This is a genomic window from Kitasatospora sp. NPDC058048 (genome assembly GCF_042885555.1).
Classification (GTDB): domain Bacteria; phylum Actinomycetota; class Actinomycetes; order Streptomycetales; family Streptomycetaceae; genus Kitasatospora; species Kitasatospora lactacystinica.
On sequence record NZ_JBHVRT010000009.1, the window covers coordinates 108,718 to 128,479 of the forward strand.

A 19,762-nucleotide genomic window follows, 5' to 3' on the forward strand; every position below is an offset into this window, starting at 1 on the left:
AAGGAGGCACCCGCAATCAGTGCGGCAGCACCGCGAAGCCGAGGCCCTCGGCCCGGGCGAGGTGGATCCGCGCCCGGCCCGCGCCCTCGCGGCGCAGCAGCCGGCCGGCCGCCGCCAGCAGACCGTCCGGGGCCAGCGCCCCGCGGGCCGCCAGGTCGGCGAGCAGGTGCAGACCCTCGTACAGGCCCACCGCGTAGGCGTCCAGGACCGGCGCCCACGGGCCGCACAGCGCCCGGTGCCGCTCGGCGAGGCTCTGCCGGCACTCCTCCGCCAGCGTCGCGAAGGAGGGCATCGCGGCGTAGAGCGTCCCGGTGTCGTCGCCGCCGAGCGCGAGCAGGCCGTTCTCCTCCAGGGCGCCGGAGAGCCGCACGAGCGTGCGGTCGAGCCCGCTGCGCCGCAGCGCCCGGTTGAAGTGCACCAGGTCGCGCCCGATCAGGCTGAGCAGCAGGGCGTCCGCGCGAGCGGCGCGCAGCGCGTCCAGCAGCGGGTCGAGCATCTCCTCGACCGCCCCGAGCGGGACCCGACGCTCCAGCACCACCCGGGCACCGGCCCGCGCCGCGAGACCCTCGGCGGCCCGGTGGACGGCGCGCGGCCAGATGTAGTCGTTGCCGATCAGCGCCCAGCGGCGAACTCTGTGACGAACCGTCACCTCCCGTACTGCCGAGCCGAGTTGACGGTACGGGTCGATGCCGGTGCAGAGCACGCCGGGCAGCCGGGAACCGCCCTCGTGCGGCGGGGTGAAGACGTACGCGACGCGGCCCGCGGCGACGCTCTCCACCGCCCGGTGCACATCGCTGGTGTGGCACCCGGCGAGCGCGTCCAGCGCCCCGGCGTCCAACAGCCGCCGCACCTCGCCGGCGACCCGGCCCGGCGCTCCGCCGCCGTCCACCAGCACCAGCTCCAGCGGGCGGCCCCGGACACCGCCGGCCGCGTTGACCTCGTGCGCGGCGAGCAGCGCCCCGTCCAGCGCGGACGGGCCGGTGAGACCGAGCGGGCCGGACTGCGGCACGACGAGGCCCACCCGAAGCGCCGCCCCCTCCCGTGCCGAGTGCAGCGCGTCGAGCGGATCGATCAAGCTCACCTCGACGCTCACGGTGCGAGTATCGTCGTACCGCCGATATCGGGAAAGGCCGGAGAGGGAGCGTCCGATGACCGCAGCTGGTGCCGCGCCGGGGATCGACGCCCGTCCCGGTGATCCCGTCGGCCCGGCCGCGAACCGGTCCCCGGGCGAGTCCGCGGGCGCGTCCACGAGTGAGCCCTCCGGCGACCGTCCCGCCGCCCCCGAGCCACTGCTGGTCGAGCTGGTGACGCTGGCCCACCGCCGGCTCTCCGGCGGCCTCGCCGCCGCCCTGGCCGAGGAGGACTGCACCGTCGACCAGTGGCGGCTGCTGCGCGCCCTCGCGGACGGCCTGGGGCACGCGATGGGAGAGCTGGCCCAGGCCCTGCTGATCCCGCAGGCGAGCCTGAGCCGGCTGGTGGACTCGCTGTGCGACTCCGGCTGGGTCTACCGGCGCCAGGACGACCAGGACCGCCGCCGGATCACCGCCCACCTCTCCCGCCAGGGCCGCACCCGGCTGACCCGCCTCGACGCCCTCGCCGCCGCCCACGACGCCGCCGTCCGCCGGGCCTGCGGCCTCACCGACCCGGCGCACCTGCTGCAGCGGCTCGCCGCACTCTGACCGGCCCGTCCCCCGACCGGCGCCGCCACGACGCCGGCCCGTCCCGACCGGCGCCGCCAGGACGACGGCGACCCGTCCCGTCCCGTCCGATGCCCGCGCAACGACGACGGCCCGCCCCCGCCGAAGCGGGAACGGGCCGGTGGCGGCGCGGCGGTCAGGCCGGGCGGACGGCGCCCTTGTACGGCATCGCGGAGATCGGCAGGACCTCGATGTTCTTGCCCGTGCGCGGGGCGTGGATCATCTTGCCGTCGCCGATGTACAGGCCGACGTGGTGGATGTCGTCGTAGAAGAAGACCAGGTCGCCGGGCTGGAGGTTGGCCCGGTCGACGTGCGGGCCGTCGTTCCACTGGTCCTGGGAGATCCGGGAGAGTTTGACGCCCGCCGCGCGGTAGGCGGCGCCGGTGAGGCCGGAGCAGTCGAAGCTGTTGGGGCCGGTCATGCTCCAGCCGTAGGGCTTGCCGAGCTGGGCCTGGGCGAAGGCGATGATGGTCGCGGCCCGGCCGCTGGCCGCCGGCACCGGGGCGTTCATGTCCGGGCGGTCGGCGGAGCGGGAGGCGCGGTCCTTGGCGGCCGCGGTGGCGGCCTGCTGGGCCTCGGCCTTGGCCTTCTCGGCGTTCTGCTGGGCGTTGATCTTGGCGCGGTCCTCGGCGCTGAGCTTGTTCAGCATCGCCTGGGCCTGGGCCAGCTTGCCCTGGATGTCCTTCTTCTGCTCCGCCAGCTGCGTGCCGACCGAGTCGAGCGCGGCCAGGGTGGCGGTGGCCTCGGCGCGGTCCTGGTCGAGCTTGCGCTGCTCGTCCTGGGCCTGCTTGAGCAGGTTCGCCTGGGACTCGGAGACCTGGCTCTGCACCGCGGCGCGCTCCAGGTAGGCGGACGGGTCGGAGTCGAGCATCAACTGGACCGACGCGTCTATGCCGTTGCTGCGGTACTGGTCGGCGGCGACCGCGCCGAGCCGGGTCCGCAGCTCGTTCATCGCCTCCTGGCCGCGGGCGACCTTCTCCTGGATCAGGTTGGCCTCGCCCTGGAGCTTCTGCTGCTTCTCCTGGAAGCCGTTGAACTTCTCGATCGCCTGCTCGGCGTCCTCGTTGAGCTGGTCGACCTGTTCCTTGACGGAGGCGAGGCTCGGGGTCGGCTCGGCGTGGGCGGTGCCGGAGGCGAGGACCGCGCCGCCGGCCGCCATGGCCGTGGTGAGGACCGCCATGCGGGCCCGGCTCGGCGGGTTGGGCTTGCGACGCTTTCCCATGACGGTCGCCCTCCTTCGGGGGAATCTGGGGACGGTCCGGACGGGGCGGGGAGTCGGCTCGGCCGGGACCGGGGACAGCGAAGGCGGGCAGGGCGAGCAACGGGGGGGTGCTGCCCCGCCCACCTTCTTCGAAGTAACTTAATAGATGAGGGCCCGGGTTCCGCAATCCCCCTGATCATGACGATTTGACGGCATGACGGGACATCGATCGCGTTCCGTGCCATCGGCGTTGACCTCGGACGCCGCCGCTCGCCGGCGACGGCCCGGGCCACCCCGCCCGCCGCGGCCACCGGCCGCCGCCACCGCCTCCCCCCGCCCGCCCGCCGCGGCCACCGGCCGCCGCCACCCCTCGGCCCCTCCGCCCCCTGGTCGCTCCCCGGCCGTCCCCGGTTGCCACCCGTCACGACACCCCCTCCCACCCCTCCCACCCCTGGCGTCACCTGCGCCGACACCCCATGACACTCCCCGCCCCGGCGAGTGCCCGAAATCGGCCCGACCGAGGGAAAGGTCACACGGAATCCCCCTCCTGCGGCCCAGCGAACGGGCGCTAACCTGCGCACATGAAGGTCCCGCCCGAAGGGCTCCCCCTCGCAGCCGAGTTCCCGGCCGCGCACCGTGAGCAGTGGCAGCAGCTCGTCCAGGGCGTGCTGCGCAAGTCCGGTGCCGAGCCCGAGGACGGCCCCGCCGCCGAGCAGGCGCTCACCACCCGGCTCCAGGACGGGCTGAGCGCCCACCCGCTGTACACCGCCGAGGACACCGCCGCCGCCCCGGGCTACCCGGGCTTCCCGCCCTTCGTGCGCGGCAGCCGGCCGCAGGGCTCCGCCGTGGCCGGGTGGGACGTCCGCCAGCGGCACGCCGACCCGGACCGCCGGCGCACCAACGAGGCCGTGCTGGCCGACCTGGAGCACGGCGTGAGCTCGCTCTGGCTGGAACTCGGCGGCGCGGGCCTCCCGGTGGACGCCCTGCCCGAGGCGCTGACCGGGGTGTACCTGGACCTGGCCGCCGTGGCGCTCGACGCCGGAGCCGAATTCACCGACGCCGCCGAGCAGTTGTTCCGGCTGTACGAGGAGCGCGAGGTCTCCCCCGGCGCCGCCTCCGGCAACCTCGGCGCCGACCCGCTCGGCCTCCAGGCCCGCACCGGCCAGAGTGCCCGCACCGGGACGCTGCTCGCCGAGGCCACGACGCTGGCCGCCCGCTGCGCCGCCGGGTACCCCGGCCTGCGCGCGCTCACCGTGGACGCCCTCCCGTACCACGAGGCCGGCGCCTCCCCCGCCCAGGAACTGGGCTGCTCCCTGGCCACCGGCGTCGCCTACCTGCGCGCGCTGACCGCCGCCGGGCTCTCCGTCGACGACGCGCTCGGCCAGCTGGAATTCCGCTACGCCGCGGACGGCGACCAGTTCCTCGGCATCGCCAAGTTCCGTGCCGCGCGCCGCCTCTGGGCCCGGGTCGCCGAGGTCTCGGGGGCCGGCGCGGCGGCCTCGGCGCAGCGTCAGCACGCCGTCACCTCCCGGGTGATGATGACCGCCCGCGACCCGTGGGTGAACATGCTGCGCACCACCATCGCCTGCCTGGCCGCCGGGGTCGGCGGCGCCGACTCCGTCACCGTGCTGCCCTTCGACAGCGCGCTCGGCCTGCCGGACGCCTTCGCCCGCCGGATCGCCCGCAACACCCAGGCGATCCTGCTGGAGGAGTCCCACCTGGCCCGGGTGATCGACCCGGCCGGCGGCTCCTGGTACGTCGAGCAGCTGACCGAGGAGCTCGCGCGGGCCGCCTGGGCCTGGTTCCAGGAGATCGAGCGGGCCGGCGGCCTGCGCGCCGCCCTGGAGGCCGGCCTCATCGGCGAGCGGATCGCCGCGACCTGGGCAGAGCGGTCCGTGCGGCTCGCCAAGCGGCGCGAACCGATCACCGGCGTCAGCGAGTTCCCGCACCTGGACGAGCAGCCGCTGGTCCGCGAACCGGCCCCGGCCGCACCCGGCGGCGGGCTGCCGCGGGTGCGCCGCGCCGAGGCCTACGAGGCGCTGCGGGACCGCTCGGACGCCCGGGTCGCCGTCGACGGCGCCCGCCCGGCCCTCTTCCTCGCCTCGATCGGCAACGCCTCCGCGCACACCGCGCGCACCACCTTCGCTGCCAACCTGTTCCAGGCGGGCGGCATCGCGACGGCCTCGGCCGAGTCCGTCGACCCGGCGGCCTTCGCCGAGGCGTTCCGGGCCTCCGGCGCCACCGTCGCCTGCCTCTGCTCCAGCGACGCGCTGTACGCCGAGCACGCCGCGCCCGTGGCCGAGGCGCTGAAGGCGGCCGGCGCCAGGCGGGTGCTGCTCGCCGGACGACTCGGCGAACTCCCCTCCGGAGTGGACGAGTTCATCTTCGCGGGGGGCGACGCGATTGCCGTCCTGACCTCCCTCCTCGACCAGATCACCGGTGCGGACGGCACCGACGAGACCAAGGTGGCGGCCCGATGATCCCCGACTTCACCGGCATCGGTCTGGACGACGGCGCGGGCACCGCCGACGGCGCCGTCAGTGACGACCAGTGGCAGGCCGCCTGGCGGCAGTCCACCGGCAAGGACGTCGACGAGCTGCTCTGGGACACCCCCGAGGGCATCGGCGTCAAGCCGCTGTACACCGGCGCCGACCTGGCCGGCCTGGACTTCCTGGAGACCTACCCGGGCATCGCCCCGTACCTGCGCGGGCCCTACCCGACCATGTACGTCAACCAGCCCTGGACCGTACGCCAGTACGCGGGCTTCTCCACCGCCGAGGAGTCCAACGCCTTCTACCGCCGCAACCTCGCGGCCGGCCAGAAGGGCCTGTCGGTCGCCTTCGACCTGCCGACCCACCGCGGCTACGACAGCGACCACCCGCGCGTCACCGGCGACGTCGGCATGGCGGGCGTCGCCATCGACTCGATCTACGACATGCGCCAACTGTTCGACGGCATCCCGCTGGACAAGATGTCCGTGTCGATGACCATGAACGGCGCCGTGCTGCCGGTCCTCGCGCTGTACATCGTCGCGGCCGAGGAGCAGGGCGTACCGCCGGAGAAACTCGCGGGGACCATCCAGAACGACATCCTCAAGGAGTTCATGGTCCGCAACACCTACATCTACCCGCCGCAGCCGTCGATGCGGATCATCTCGGACATCTTCGCGTACACCTCGCAGAAGATGCCCCGGTACAACTCGATCTCCATCTCCGGCTACCACATCCAGGAGGCCGGTGCGACGGCCGACCTGGAGCTCGCCTACACCCTCGCCGACGGCGTGGAGTACCTGCGCGCAGGCCTGGACGTGGGCCTGGACGTGGACGCCTTCGCCCCGCGGCTGTCGTTCTTCTGGGCGATCGGCATGAACTTCTTCATGGAGGTCGCCAAGCTGCGCGCGGCCCGGCTGCTGTGGGCCAAACTGGTCAAGCAGTTCGACCCGAAGAACCCCAAGTCCCTTTCACTGCGCACCCATTCGCAGACCTCGGGCTGGTCGCTCACCGCCCAGGACGTGTTCAACAACGTCACCCGCACCTGCGTGGAGGCGATGGCGGCGACCCAGGGCCACACCCAGTCGCTGCACACCAACGCCCTGGACGAGGCACTCGCGCTGCCCACCGACTTCTCCGCCCGCATCGCCCGCAACACCCAGCTGCTGCTCCAGCAGGAATCGGGCACCTGCCGGGTGATCGACCCGTGGGGCGGCTCCGCGTACGTCGAGAAGCTGACCCACGACCTCGCCGCGAGAGCCTGGGAGCACATCCAGGAGGTCGAGGCGGCCGGCGGCATGGCCAAGGCCATCGACGCGGGCATCCCCAAGCTGCGCGTCGAGGAGGCCGCCGCCCGCACCCAGGCGCGGATCGACTCCGGCCGCCAGCCGGTGATCGGCGTCAACAAGTACCGGGTGGAGAACGACGAGCAGATCGACGTGCTCAAGGTCGACAACTCCTCGGTGCGCGCCCGCCAGATCGAGAAGCTGCGCCGACTGCGCGAGGAGCGCGACGAGACCGCGTGCCAGGATGCGCTGCGCGCGCTGACGGCGGCCGCCGAGGCCGGTCCGCAGCGCGGCGGCTCGCTGGACGGCAACCTGCTGCACCTGGCCGTCAACGCGGCCCGCGCCAAGGCCACCGTCGGCGAGATCTCGGACGCCCTGGAGAAGGTGTACGGCCGCCACTCCGGCCAGATCCGTACCATCTCGGGTGTGTACCGAGACGAAGCGGGCCCGTCGGCCTCCCTCCAGCGCACCCGCGACCTGGTCGAGCGGTTCGAGCAGGCCGAGGGCCGCCGACCGCGCATCCTGGTCGCCAAGATGGGCCAGGACGGCCACGACCGCGGCCAGAAGGTGATCGCCACCGCCTTCGCCGACCTCGGCTTCACGGTGGACGTCGGCCCGCTGTTCCAGACCCCGGCCGAGGTCGCCCGCCAGGCCGTCGAGGCGGACGTCCACATCGTCGGCGTGTCGTCGCTGGCCGCCGGGCACCTGACCCTGGTGCCCGCGCTGCGCGCCGAACTCGCCGCGGCAGGACGGGAGGACATCACCATCGTGGTGGGCGGGGTCATCCCGCCGCAGGACTTCGACGCCCTGTACGAGGCCGGCGCGGCAGCGGTCTTCCCGCCGGGAACGGTCATCCCGGACGCGGCGTACGACCTGCTGAAGTCCCTGGCGGCCGATCTCGGCCACGAGCTGTGATCGCCTGATCCCATGCCTCCGCGGACGATCGACCTCGACAGCTACGTGACGGGTGTCCTGGACGGCTCGCGCGCCTGGATCGCGCGCGCCGTCACCCTCGTCGAGTCCTCCCGGCCCGACCACCGCGTACTCGCGCAGCAGCTGCTCCAACGGCTGCTGCCGCACGCGGGCGGCGCCGTCCGGGTGGGCATCACCGGGGTGCCCGGTGTCGGCAAGTCGACCTTCATCGACTCCTTCGGCACCATGCTCACGGGCCAGGGCCACCGGGTCGCGGTCCTCGCCGTCGACCCGACGTCCAGCCGGACGGGCGGCTCCATCCTCGGCGACAAGACCCGGATGGAGCGCCTCGCCGTCGACCCCGCCGCGTTCGTCCGGCCGTCCCCCACCTCGGGGACGCTCGGCGGGGTCGCCAAGGCCACCCGGGAGTCCATGGTGGTGATGGAGGCGGCGGGCTACGACGTCGTCCTCATCGAAACGGTGGGCGTCGGACAGTCCGAGACCGCGGTGGCGGGGATGGTCGACACCTTCCTGCTGCTCAGCCTGGCACGGACCGGCGACCAGCTCCAGGGCATCAAAAAGGGCGTGCTGGAGCTGGCGGACGTCATCGCCGTCAACAAGGCCGACGGCCCGCACGAGCGCGACGCGAAGGCGGCCGCTCGCGAACTCGCGGGCGCGCTACGGCTGTTGCAGCCCCCGGACGCGGCGTGGACCCCGCCCGTACTGACCTGCAGCGGCCGCGACGGCGCGGGGCTGGACGTGCTGTGGGAGCGGCTGCAGCAGCACCGCAAGGTGCTGGACGCGACGGGCGCCCTGGCGGCGAAGCGGCGGGAGCAGCAGGTCGAGTGGACCTGGGCGATGGTGCACGACCAGCTGTACGCCCGCCTCCACGAGAACCCCGAAGTACGGCGGCTTGCACCCGAGTTGGAAACTCAGGTCCGCGCCGGCACCCTGCCAGCCGGATTGGCCGCCCAGCAGATCCTGGACGCCTTCTTCGCCTGACCCAGAGCGTGGAGATTGAGCGCCGTGCCCCACCCCTGCGTGGGGCACGGCGCTTCGCGGGTTTCGAAGCACTCGAACCTGAGGCGCCACCCCTCGGTGAGCAACCTCCACCCAAACCCAACTTTTGCACCAGCAAACGGTGACGACAGGACGGCGTCGTTGAGGTCGTCCGTCACCGTCCGGCGCCTCTCACACTCGCGGGCGGCGCGGTCACACCGGCCGTGCCGCCGCGACCGCGTCGGTGTACAGCTCGGTGGTCAAGTCGTCCTCGCCGATGCCGAGTTCCGTCAACACGGTACGGACCAACGCCAGAGCCGAGGCGAGGTCCGCTTCCGTGTCAGCCGACGTCTCCACCTCGATGAAGGTCGCGCCATCCAGCTCCGGAACGCGAACGAGCGTGGCCAGCAGAGGCCACCCGTCCTGCTGGAAGCTGTAGTTGCGGCACCTTTTCTCGAACGCGATGCGCGGAGTGAACCCCAGGCCCCGGACGATCTCGTGCATGGCATCGGCATCCGCGACCCTGGTCTCGGCCTCCGGCTTCGACCCGGACGCCTCGTCCACCCGGGCGCCCTTGTAGGTCAGCACGGTGCGGGTGTCGTCCGGGCTGTGCACCGTGCGGATCCGCAGCTCACGGTCGCCGGCCATCAGGCTGCCGTCCGGCGCGTCGTAGTACGTGTCCCGGTAGACCTCGGCCCGGCCGGTGCCGTACCGCTCCTCCAGCTGCTTGAGCACGCCCTCCGGGTCTCGCACGATCGCCTTGAGCTCCGCTTCGATCGCCATCCCTCCGCCTTCCCTCAGATCACACGCTCGGCACTGTCCACCATGGCATCGAACTGCCGGCACCAGCCCCGGTACAGGGGACCGTGCGGGGTGGGCAGCACCTTATAGGTTGCCGACTCATGCCCTTCCCAAGCCGCGTCGAAGGCTCCGACGAACAGGGTGCGGTCCAGCCGGATGATCCGCCACACAGGCATCGTGCGATACCGGTAGACCTCGACCTGTCCGTAGTCGGACAGCTCCCGCAACCGGGCCTCTGCCAGTCGGATACCTCCGGCCAGCGAAGCCGTGGATTCTCCGATCTCGGCAGCCCGGCACTCGGCCGCCGGCGACTCCGGATCAAGGAGCAGCACCCGCAAGCGGGGCGCAGGGCCGCCATCGCGGCGCAGGTGCTGACGCAACAGGGAATCGCGCAGGGCGAGGAGACCGAGACCACGCACGGCCAGGACGTCCAGCTCGGCCGCTGACCCCGCCGCGCACCGGATCTCGGCGGACGCCGATGCCTGGTCTCCGTACACACGGACGATCTCGGGAAACGCTGCCAGATCGAAGGCGGATCCGGAGGCGCGTCGGCCGTCCGACCGTGGCGCCAGCCCGAGTAGCCGCCGCGCATCGTCGGGAAGGTTGAGCCCGTCGGCGATCCGCTCGAAGACGTTCAGCTTCGTCACCAGCCGACGGCCGTTGAGAATCTCGTTCACCCGGCCTTGGGTCATCCCCACCTGAACCGCCAACCGGGCCTGACTCGCGCCGCTGTGGTGCTGCACATAGCGGAACAGGGCGGCAACGTCGCGGTCCCGCAGCGCGCACCGCACCTGCTCGTTCTGCCAGGCAAGGTCGGGCAGCCTGATCGGTTCGAGTGCAGTGCCCATGAGGCGAACCCCTCGTCGATCGATCCATTCCACAGTGAGATTACCGTCTGGATATAGCCCAACGCCTTGAGTGACGCGATCGTGGATGTACGACCCTGCGGGAAGACGAACAGGTAGGAGAAATCCATGGGATGGGGCCTCGGTAAGGATGGCAGCTCCGGCGGCGGCAGCGGTTCCAACGACGGCGGTCAGGGCAAGCACGCCGGTAACAAGGACTTCAACACGAGCAAGTCGACGCAGGACACCTCGTCCGGGTCGAAGACCGGCAAGCACGGCAAGGGAGGCGAGAAGGACAAGTGACGATCCGACTGGGCGTCTGTGAGCAGGCAGCCGCCGTGCGCGGCCTGCTCCACGCTGTCTCCCGCTTCCTCGGGCACGATGTGGCGTCGGAGTGGCGCGAGGCCGCCGAGGCGACCCCGCGACACCGCTACCTCCCCGACCGGATCTGGCTCAACGGCGACGACGAACGTCTCGCACCGTGCGACCGAGAACACGAGCCCGATCGTTGGCTCGCCGCAGCCTATGCGGACGAGCCGGTGGTGACGCAGATCAACGACGGGCAGGAGCCGGAGGAACCGTCGGACACCCTTCCGTCCTCCTCGGCCTCTGCGCCGTCGATCGTCTTCCGGATGCTCGAACTCCTCGATCTCACACCGGGAATGAGAGTGCTGGAGATCGGCACCGGAACCGGTTTCAACACCGCTCTCCTCTCCCACCGACTGGGAGACACCAACGTGACTTCGATCGAGATCGACCCCGCCGTGGTCGATCTCGCCCGGTCCAACCTCAAGGCCGGCGGCCACGCCCCCACCGTCGTCCATGGTGACGGCAGCCCGGGATGGAGCGTCCAGGCTCCCTACGACCGCGTTGTGGCAACGTGTTCCGTCAAACGCGTTCCCTACGCCTGGATCAGCCAGACCAGGCCCGGTGGAACGGTTCTCACTCCGTGGGAGAACCCTTGGATCTGCGGTGGCCTGCTCCGCCTCACCGTCGGCGACGACGGGACCGCCGTCGGCCGGTACACCCCCGACAGTGCCTTCATGCTGATGCGCACCCAGCGCCTCGACCTCCGGCTCTTCCGGGACGTCGTCATGGACGAACACGTGCCGACCGAGTCCACGACCGCCCTCGACCCGTGGGCCGTCGCGGATTCCGCCTTCGAAACGCAGTTCGCCCTCGGCCACCACCTCGGCGACCTCTGGTACGCCTGGCACCATGACCCCGATGTCGAAAACGTGGTGACCCGTCTCTGGGTGGCCACGACCGACGGCGGCTCCTGGGCGGCCGTCGACTGGGACGGCACCGAGAACTCCGAGCGCTACATGGTGTGGCAGCACGGCCCGCGCCAGGTGTGGAACGAAGTCGAGACCGCTCACCGGTGGTGGCTCGACAACGACCGCCCCGGGCCGGACCGGCTCGGGTTGACCGTCACGCCCGAGGGACACACCGCGTGGCTCGACCACCCGGCGAACACGTGGCCCTTGGGAAGGCCCTCGTGACACCGGAGCGCGGTGCCCCACCTGTCCGTGGGACACCGCGCACTGTGTTCCGGCAAGTCCGGGTTCGGCCCGGACGTCCGGTCCGGGCCGAGCGGCCTGACTGTCAGGAGTGCGCGCCCGTCAGCACTGCGCGAATGAACGACGCGAAGGAGGCCGCGCCTTCATGCACTCCGTCGTGGCCCTCGGCGACCTCGTAGGTCTTCCCGCCCTTCTCCGCCGGGCCGATGAAGGAGTAGATGTACCCCTGATGGGCCATGAACACGACGCAGCCGTCGAGCGACTGCCCGGGAGCCGACTCCTTCAGGATCTCCCGGGCGTGATCCTTGATCCCCAGGATCTCCGGGAACGCGTACGTCTCTCCCCGCAGCGCGGAGAACCCGCCGCCGCCGGCGAGTGCCAGGAACTCCCGGTAGTCCTCGGGGAGGGCGACTCCCTGATCCTCCTCGATCAGCGAGATCTGCTCCGGGGTCAGGCCGACCGCCCCCTTCAGTGATTCGGGGAACGCACTCAGAATCGCTGCCGTCACACCCATGTGCCCCGCACCTCAGAACGTCGTGGACCCGCCCCCGAACAGGACCCATGATCCCGCAACGACGTCCCGGTCAGCCCCGGCGGACGGCCTGGCGGGTGCGGCGGGCGAGGCGGTGGGCGCGCTGGACGGCGACGAAGGCGGGCATGGAGTCGGCCTGGGTGAGGCGGTACTTGAGGCGGAGTTGGGGGCTGAGGCCGCTCTGCGCCTCGGGGCCGATGGCCCGCAGGAGGCGGGTGACGTGCTGCTGGTAGGCGGCGCGGTAGGCGCGGTCGCCGTCCGGGAGGGTCCAGAAGAACATCGGGATCTCCTCGACCAGGCAGTTGCGGTCGTAGGCGCGCAGGTGGTCGGCGAAGGCCGGCTCGGGGCGGGCGAGCAGCCATTCGCGGACGAGTTCCATCGAGCGGACGCGGTCGACCAGGCCGCGCGGGTCGGTCTTCTTCTGGGTGATGGAGAGGTCGCCGTCCTCGCGCACCCGCCAGTGGTAGATCGGGTCGGCGAGCACGTCGACGCGTTCGGCGAGGAAGTGGTGGGGCACGCTGACCGGGGCGTCCTCGTACAGGATGCCCTCGGGGTAGAGCAGGCCGGCGCCGTCGAAGAAGGTGCGCCGGTAGACCTTGTTCCAGGCGGTGCGGTCGGTGACGAGCGCGGGCAGTTCGCCGACGTGGGTGCGCAGCCGGGTCTCGCGGAACGGGCGGCGGTGGCCGTGCGAGGGGCTGAGGCCGGTGGTGCGCAGGCGCAGCGCGTTGCCGGCGGCGAAGTCGGAGCCGGTCTCGTCGAGGGTGCCGATCATCAGCTGGTAGGCGTGCGGCGGCAGGGTGTCGTCGCTGTCGACGAAGGCCAGGTACTCGGTGCCGGGGGTGAGGTGGCGCCAGCCGGTGTTGCGGGCGGCGCCGAGGCCCTGGTTCCGCTGCTGGACCAGTCGGAAGCGCGGGTCCCGTTCGGCGTACTCCTTGGCGATGGCGGGGCCGTCGTCGGTCGAGCCGTCGTCGACCAGGACGCACTCGAAGTCCTCGAACGTCTGGGCCGCGATCGAGTCCAGGCACTCCCCGAGGTAGCGCTCGACGTTGTAGATCGGGACGACGAGGGAGAGACGCGGGGCCATCGGGCGCCCTTTCGCTCAGGAGCGGACGGGCCGGGAGGCCGTCGACCGCCGGTCACCGACAGTGGCCCGAGCATACGGACCGTATGCGACCCGTGGGCGAACGCCGGGTTGAATCGAGCGAGCGGATCGGTGCATCCATTGGTCCGTCGACCCTGTCCGACGGCAACCCGCCCGCACGGGCGGCCCCTTGGGGCGCAAGGGGAAGGCCCCGGACCGCCCGACCGGTCCGGGGCCTTCCCTCACCCACTACGGGTCAGGCGCTCTTGACGGCCGCGAAGCGGTCCGAGACGTCCTGCCAGTTGACGACGTCCCACAGGCGGGTGACGTAGTCCGGGCGGACGTTGCGGTACTGCAGGTAGTAGGCGTGCTCCCAGGCGTCGAAGGCGAGCAGCGGGGTGGTGTTCTGGCCGACGTTGCCGTGGTGGTCGTAGACCTGCTCGACGATCAGGCGCTGACCGAGCGGCTCCCAGGACAGGATGCCCCAGCCGGAGCCCTGCACGCCGGCGGTGGCGGTGGTGAGCTGCTTCTTGAAGGCCTCGAAGCTGCCGAAGTGCTCGGTGATGGCGTCGGCCAGCTCGCCCTCGGGGCGCTCGCCGCCCTCGGGCGAGAGGTTCTGCCAGAACAGCGAGTGCAGCACGTGGCCCGACAGGTGGAACGCGAAGGTCTTCTGCAGGCCGACCAGTCCGCCGAACTGCTCCTTGTCGCGGGCCTCGGCCAGCTGGTCGAGGGTGTCGTTGGCGCCCTTGACGTACGCGGCGTGGTGCTTGGAGTGGTGCAGCTCCAGGATCTCGGCCGACATCGCCCGCTCCAGCGCGGAGTAGTCGTACGGCAGGTCGGGAAGCGTGTAGGTGCCCATCAGGACACGGCCCCTTTCGGCGGGTTGAACGGTGGTGGTGGTGCGGTGGTGCTGCGGTGATCGTGCCGGGACAACACTATTGCGTATCAGTTGCAAGAACGAAGCATGGGCTCCTGCTTATTCCTCACACCCCGTCGGGCACAATGGCCGCGGTTCGGCGCGCCGGTCGGAGAGGGGTGGGTGACTGCGGCGGGGCGGCGGCGACGCCGGGCCCCCGGCGGGTGATGCGGGCCTGACGCCCGTGCGGTCCCCGGCCCGCGCGCGACTCCCGGTCGGACCCGGAGCCTCCACGGACCCGGCACCCGGCAGCCGGGGCGGACCTGACAACGTTTCGGTCTCGCCGCCCGGCAATCCTTTCCCGGGGCTTCCCTCCGCGTTCTCCGTTGTGCCATTTTACATGTCACACAGCAAGGCCCGTGTGCCCCACGCAGCACGGCTCCCCCACCCTCAACGGCCCCGGAGGCCCCCACAGATGCGTCCCTCCTCGATAGCGAAGGACGCCGCGCGCAGACTGCCCGCGCTCGGCACCGCCCTTCTCCTCTCGCTCGGTCTGTTCGCGCCGGCCGCCCAGGCCGCCGGCACCCCCGGCTCCGCGCCGGCCGGGAGCCCGGCCGCCCCGGCCGCACCCGCCGCCTCGGCCGGGAAGGCCGCGCCGCGCACGATCCCCGTGCCCAAGTCCCCGGACACCCCCGAGGACGCCCGCCCGCTCGCCTCGGACCCGCGGGCCAAGGCCACCGCCCCGACGGCGGGCAGCTCCGTCGGCGCCGCCAAGTCGGCCCGTCAGTTCTCGGCCGCGGCCGCCTGCGACGTCTCCGCCTTCACCGGCAAGTCCGGTGCCGCGCTGGTCCAGCAGGTCAAGTCGTCCGGCCTGGACTGCGTCAACACGCTGTTCCAGGTCACCGGCAACGACGCCAAGGGCGCCTTCAACGAGGCCCAGATGGTCACCGTCGCCAACGCCCTGCGCGACACCGCCGCCACCTACCCCGGCGACAACTCCACCTCCGCCGGGCAGCTGGTGCTCTTCCTGCGGGCCGGCTACTACGTGCAGTGGTACAACAAGGATGTCGTGGGCCCGTACGGCGACGGCCTCAAGAACGCCATCCGCGGCGCGCTGGACGCCTTCTACGCCGCCCCGCACAGCAAGGACGCCACCGACGCCAACGGCGCCACCCTCGCCGAGGCCGTCACCCTGATCGACAGCGCCCAGGAGAACGCCCGCTACACCGGCGTCGTCAAGCGGCTGCTGAACGACTACACCGGCAGCTGGCCCGCGGCGATGACCACCGCCGTCGCCAACACCGAGACCGTCATCGAGCGCGGCTTCGACCTGCCGGAGTTCGTCTCCGCACTCCAGGCCGACCCGTCCTTCGCCACCACCGCGGCGTCCTTCGTCACCCGCAACAGCGGCCTGATCAACGGCGGCGACCTGGTCACCAAGATCGGCATCCAGCTCGGCAACCTGGTGGCCAACGACGCGACGCGCGCCCAGGGCCGGCCGATCCTCAAGGACCTGATCAACCGCTACCCGCTGGTCGGCAACACCGGTCCGCTCACCATGAACCTGCTCTGGTTCGCGGAGAAGAAGGACAAGGACAACTGTTCCCTCTACGGCACCTGTGACATCCCGGCCAAGCTGGTCCCGCTGGTCCTCCCCATCGAGCGCACCTGCAACGCCAACCTGCGCATCCGTGCCCAGGAGATGACCGCGCAGCAGCTCACCGACACCTGCACCAGCCTGATCAACCAGGACGCGTACTTCCACAAGATCGTCAAGGACGGCGGCCCGGTCGCCAACGACAACAACACCAACCTCGAGGTCGTCGTCTTCGACGACTACTACAACTACAGCCTGTACGCCTGGGAGATGTACAAGATCGAGGTCGACAACGGCGGCATGTACGAGGAGGGTGACCCGGCCAAGGCCGGCAACCAGGCCCGCTTCATCGCCCACGAGGCCTCCTGGCTGCGCCCCCAGTTCCAGATCTGGAACCTCAACCACGAGTACACCCACTACCTCGACGGCCGCTACGACATGTACGGCGACTTCGAGGCCGGCATGACCACCCCGACCATCTGGTGGGTCGAGGGCCTCGCCGAGTACGTCTCCTACGGCTACCGCGGCGAGCACTACGACGCCGCGGTCGCCCAGGCCGCCAAGGGCACCTACACCCTGAGCACCCTGTTCGACAGCACCTACGACAACGCGGACTCCACCCGCGTCTACAACTGGGGCTACCTGGCCGTCCGCTACATGCTCCAGTCGCACCCGCAGGACGTCGACGCGCTGCTCGCCAAGTACCGCGCCGGCGACTGGAACGGCGCCCGCACCCTGCTGAAGACCACCATCGGCACCTCGTACGACGCCGACTTCGCCACCTGGCTCAAGCAGTGCGGCGCCGACAACTGCGGCTCGCTGCCCACCAACCAGGCTCCCCTGTGCACCGCCGCCGACACCCGGCAGTTCGACAAGAACTGCCGCCGCGACAACGTGGCCGCGACCACCGGGAACTACAGCTACAGCTTCCTGAACCTGCCCGCCGGCGTGAAGCAGCTGACCATCACCACCAGCGGGGGCAGCGGCAACGCCGACCTCTACTACAACGCCGGCTCCTGGGCCACCACCGGCTCCTACACGGCCAAGTCCACCACCAGCGGCAACGGTGAGACCCTGACCATCACCAACCCGCCGGCCGGTTACGTCTTCTTCAGCCTCTACGCCCAGCAGGGCTTCGGCGGCGCGACCGTCACCACGACCTACAACTGACCGACCGCGTCACAAGCGCCGTACGCACCGTACGCGCGCACCGTACGCACAAAAGGGCCCCGCGGCTTCGCGGGGCCCTTCCGCGTTCCCGTCCCCCCTCCCCCCGCCCCCGCCCCCGCCCCCGCCGCGAATATCCAGGGGTTATAACGATTCGACCATCGAATAGATCGTCAACACCCCGTAAGAGATCGCATATTCCTCTGTCGAGGGGGTGTCCGGACGGCGAAGTTTCGGTTAGTGTCCATGAACAGATCAACCGGTTCGGCCTCCGGCAACGGAATGCCGAATAGTTCTGACAGCTCGGGTGCGGCATTCTCGCCGTACCCGCCAATCCCCGGAATGGAGAGTTAGTCATGAAGATGGTCAAGGCGCTCGTCAAGAAGTTCAAGAAGAACGACGACCTCGCGAACCACGCGTGGGTGCTGCACGTTATCTAACGTGGCCAGCCGCTGGCGGGGGCCCGGGTCGGCCGTGCCCCCGCCGGCGCCACGGCGCGTCCGGGATTCCCCCGCGCGCCGCACCGAACGCACTACCAGCCATTTCGCATTGGAGGCCGGATTCCCGTGGAAGAGATGGCGACGGCAACCGCGCGCAGCCATTCCATCGTGTTCGCCCCGAGGATTCAGGAGCTGCTGGCCAGGGACGAGAAGGTGTTCCGGATCGACCCGGCGAAGGTCGGCGTCTCAGACTCCCGGCTGATGGCCGAAATCGTCGCGGCCCGCCCCGTCCTTTCCAACGAGCGCTCGGTCTACAAGCCCGCCGCCGGCTCCGACATCCCCCACGACAGCGCGACGCGCACCATCCGCGCACTGGGGCAGGACGCCATGGCGGGAATCCGCAAGCCCCCGCCGCCGGCGCGCGGCATGTCCGGCTCCTGGCCCTACGCCGGCACCTCCTACCTGCGCCGCTGGCTGTTCTCCGCCGACCCGCTGCCGGTCTCGCTGCTGTGGAAGCGCGGCGTCACCCGCTCCGACACCCTCTCCCGGCTCGTCGACCGCGCCGTGACCCGCTGGCCCGGCTCCGCCGACCAGGACGGCCGCACCGCACTCGCCGGGCTGATCCGCGACGCCGACGACCCGCTGGAGCGCAAGCAGGCCGTCGCGATGTACCGGCGGGCGACGGCCACCCTCTGCGACGGCGTGGCCGCGCTGACCGGCAACGCCCTGTGGCTGATGGGCCCGGAACGGGAACGGCCGGAGCACCGCGCCGACCTCACCAATGTCCTCTGGGAGACGCTGCGGCTGCTGCCGCCCGCCTGGATGCTGTACCGCAACGGCGGCGCGGCGTACACCGAACTCCACCCCGAGATCCGGCCCGAGGACGACGTCGCGCTCTTCCCGCTGCTGATGCACCGCCACCCGGACTACTGGTCCGACCCGCTGGAGTTCCGGCCCGAGCGCTGGGACGGCGTCACGGACCCGGAGAAGACGCCCGGGTTCATGCCCTTCGGCTTCGACGGCGCCCGCTGCTGGGCCAAGCACCTGATCGTGCCGCTGGCCGAGCAGTTTCTGACCGCGGCCCTGGACAACCGGCTGGTCGTCCGCAGCCCGCAGCAGGACGCGCAGGTGCCGCTGCGCTCCCTGCTCTCCGTACGGTTCGAGGCGCGGGTCGAAGCCTGACGCCCCGGCATCCCGGCATCCCGGCGCCACCGAACACCCCTGACACCACGGGACACACCATGGAATCGCCCACACTGGCCGACTGGGTCGGCGACGTCGACGGCTTCACCGCCCGCCAGTGGCAGCGCGAGCCCGCGCTCTTCCCCCGGAAGGCCCCGGAGACCCCGGAGGCGCCCGCCGCGCCGTTCGACCTCGACGAACTGGACGCCGCCTTCGACGGCGGGCTGCTGCGCACGCCCTACCTGGAGATGGTCCGCTCCGACAAGGTGACCATCCCGCCCGAGGCCTTCACCACCTCGCGCACCGTCAACGGCACGACGCACCACGGCTTCGCGGACCGCGCGAAGGTGCTCGCCCAGCTGCACCGCGGGGCGACACTGCTGCTGCGCTGCGTCGACCAGTGGCACCGCCCGACCGGCGAGCTGGTGGCGCGGCTGTCCGAGGAGCTCGACCGGCGGGTGGAGGCCTTCTTCTTCGTCACCCCGGCCGGCGGCCAGGGCCTAGCGGTGCACCGCGACGACGCCGACGTGTTCGTCCTCCAGGCCGCCGGGCGCAAGACCTGGTACGTCCACGACGCGCCGACAGCGGCGGACTGGCGGCTCGGCGAGCTCCCGGAGGACGAGCGCTCCCCGCTGCGCCTGCACGGCGTGCTCGAACCCGGCGGCGTGCTCTACATCCCGCGCGGCTTCGCGCACCGGGCGGTCGGCGCCGGGGGGCTGTCCGCCCACCTGTCGCTGACTGTCCGCGACCTCTCCGTCCAGGACCTGCGCACCGCCCTGGAAGGGCAGTTGGCCGAGGGCCTCGGCCTGCCCGCCCGCCCGCTCGGCGAGGCCGCGATCGCCGACGCCTGCGCCGCCCTGCTCGACCACGCCCGGGCGAGGCTCGACGCGCTCGGGCCGGCGGACCTCCTGCGCGCCGCCCGCGCCACCCGGACCGGCACCCCCCAGGCGCCGGCGGCGCCGACGGCACCGGCCGAGACCGTGGAGACCCTCGCTGCGGCTGCCCGCACCTGGGAGTCCGGCGCACCCGCCGACGGACGCACCGGACTCGCCTCCGTCGGCCGCACCTGGCGCCGGCTGCGCGGCGCCGCCGAGTAGCCCACGGCGGCGACGGCGACCGCCCGGCGCACGGAATCCACCCCGATGATCCGACGGTCC

The 19,762-nt window shown here is 71.7% G+C and carries 16 protein-coding genes; 9 read left to right on the top strand and 7 right to left on the bottom strand.

Annotated features, from left to right (window positions below):
• Window positions 1-16: 16 nt before the first annotated feature.
• Window positions 17-1,093: an ABC transporter substrate-binding protein gene (locus tag ACFVVA_RS12310; RefSeq protein WP_387688468.1), complete on the bottom strand. Its 1,077-nt coding sequence runs from the start codon at window positions 1,091-1,093 to the stop codon at window positions 17-19.
• A gap of 55 nt (window positions 1,094-1,148) precedes the next feature.
• On the opposite strand from ACFVVA_RS12310, the gene ACFVVA_RS12315 reads away from it, so the two are divergent.
• Entirely contained in the window at window positions 1,149-1,679 is a 531-nt protein-coding gene (locus ACFVVA_RS12315) for a MarR family winged helix-turn-helix transcriptional regulator (RefSeq protein WP_387688470.1), read from the top strand.
• Window positions 1,680-1,833: 154 nt separating this feature from the next.
• Here ACFVVA_RS12315 and ACFVVA_RS12320 read toward each other — a convergent pair whose 3' ends face one another.
• Window positions 1,834-2,919 (bottom strand): NlpC/P60 family protein, encoded by a 1,086-nt coding sequence (locus ACFVVA_RS12320; RefSeq protein ID WP_359898744.1) that lies wholly within the window; start codon window positions 2,917-2,919, stop codon window positions 1,834-1,836.
• A 560-nt stretch (window positions 2,920-3,479) separates the two neighbouring features.
• On the opposite strand from ACFVVA_RS12320, the gene mutA reads away from it, so the two are divergent.
• The 3 genes from mutA to meaB are packed head-to-tail and all read left to right on the top strand — an operon-like array spanning window position 3,480 to window position 8,587.
• A complete protein-coding gene (mutA, locus tag ACFVVA_RS12325; RefSeq protein WP_387688472.1) occupies window positions 3,480-5,378 on the top strand; it encodes a methylmalonyl-CoA mutase small subunit in 1,899 nt (632 codons plus the stop codon).
• Window positions 5,375-7,588, top strand: coding sequence for a methylmalonyl-CoA mutase (scpA, locus tag ACFVVA_RS12330; protein WP_387688474.1), 2,214 nt, complete (start codon window positions 5,375-5,377; stop codon window positions 7,586-7,588). The genes mutA and scpA overlap by 4 nt, the downstream gene beginning before the upstream one ends.
• A gap of 12 nt (window positions 7,589-7,600) precedes the next feature.
• Complete coding sequence (gene meaB, locus ACFVVA_RS12335) at window positions 7,601-8,587, top strand: methylmalonyl Co-A mutase-associated GTPase MeaB (protein ID WP_387688476.1); 987 nt, start codon at window positions 7,601-7,603, stop codon at window positions 8,585-8,587.
• A gap of 210 nt (window positions 8,588-8,797) precedes the next feature.
• On the opposite strand, the gene cyaB is transcribed toward meaB, so the two are convergent.
• Window positions 8,798-9,367 carry a class IV adenylate cyclase gene (cyaB, locus tag ACFVVA_RS12340; RefSeq protein ID WP_387688478.1) on the bottom strand — a complete coding sequence of 190 codons (570 nt, stop codon included), beginning with the start codon at window positions 9,365-9,367 and terminating at the stop codon, window positions 8,798-8,800.
• Window positions 9,368-9,381: 14 nt separating this feature from the next.
• On the bottom strand, window positions 9,382-10,233 hold the full coding sequence (locus tag ACFVVA_RS12345) for a helix-turn-helix domain-containing protein (protein ID WP_387688480.1): 852 nt from the start codon (window positions 10,231-10,233) through the stop codon (window positions 9,382-9,384).
• Window positions 10,234-10,359: 126 nt separating this feature from the next.
• Between ACFVVA_RS12345 and ACFVVA_RS12350 the strand changes: the two genes are divergently transcribed.
• Together ACFVVA_RS12350 and ACFVVA_RS12355 are read left to right on the top strand one after the other, a co-directional pair.
• Complete coding sequence (locus ACFVVA_RS12350; protein ID WP_387688482.1) at window positions 10,360-10,533, top strand: hypothetical protein; 174 nt, start codon at window positions 10,360-10,362, stop codon at window positions 10,531-10,533.
• Window positions 10,530-11,732, top strand: coding sequence for a methyltransferase domain-containing protein (locus tag ACFVVA_RS12355; protein ID WP_387688484.1), 1,203 nt, complete (start codon window positions 10,530-10,532; stop codon window positions 11,730-11,732). The genes ACFVVA_RS12350 and ACFVVA_RS12355 overlap by 4 nt, the downstream gene beginning before the upstream one ends.
• A gap of 103 nt (window positions 11,733-11,835) precedes the next feature.
• On the opposite strand, the gene ACFVVA_RS12360 is transcribed toward ACFVVA_RS12355, so the two are convergent.
• The 3 genes from ACFVVA_RS12360 to ACFVVA_RS12370 form a co-directional block, all read right to left on the bottom strand.
• Window positions 11,836-12,264, bottom strand: coding sequence for an SMI1/KNR4 family protein (locus tag ACFVVA_RS12360; RefSeq protein ID WP_387688486.1), 429 nt, complete (start codon window positions 12,262-12,264; stop codon window positions 11,836-11,838).
• 70 nt (window positions 12,265-12,334) lie between these two features.
• Window positions 12,335-13,366, bottom strand: coding sequence for a glycosyltransferase family 2 protein (locus ACFVVA_RS12365; protein ID WP_387688488.1), 1,032 nt, complete (start codon window positions 13,364-13,366; stop codon window positions 12,335-12,337).
• Between the two features lie 253 nt (window positions 13,367-13,619).
• Complete coding sequence (locus ACFVVA_RS12370) at window positions 13,620-14,222, bottom strand: superoxide dismutase (RefSeq protein ID WP_387688490.1); 603 nt, start codon at window positions 14,220-14,222, stop codon at window positions 13,620-13,622.
• A gap of 472 nt (window positions 14,223-14,694) precedes the next feature.
• On the opposite strand from ACFVVA_RS12370, the gene ACFVVA_RS12375 reads away from it, so the two are divergent.
• The 3 genes from ACFVVA_RS12375 to ACFVVA_RS12385 all read left to right on the top strand — a co-directional run bounded on the left by ACFVVA_RS12375 (window position 14,695) and on the right by ACFVVA_RS12385 (window position 19,702).
• Complete coding sequence (locus tag ACFVVA_RS12375; RefSeq protein ID WP_387688492.1) at window positions 14,695-16,986, top strand: M9 family metallopeptidase; 2,292 nt, start codon at window positions 14,695-14,697, stop codon at window positions 16,984-16,986.
• Between the two features lie 572 nt (window positions 16,987-17,558).
• Window positions 17,559-18,605 (top strand): cytochrome P450, encoded by a 1,047-nt coding sequence (locus ACFVVA_RS12380; RefSeq protein WP_387688495.1) that lies wholly within the window; start codon window positions 17,559-17,561, stop codon window positions 18,603-18,605.
• 59 nt (window positions 18,606-18,664) lie between these two features.
• Complete coding sequence (locus ACFVVA_RS12385; protein ID WP_387688497.1) at window positions 18,665-19,702, top strand: JmjC domain-containing protein; 1,038 nt, start codon at window positions 18,665-18,667, stop codon at window positions 19,700-19,702.
• The last annotated feature ends 60 nt before the right edge of the window (window positions 19,703-19,762 follow it).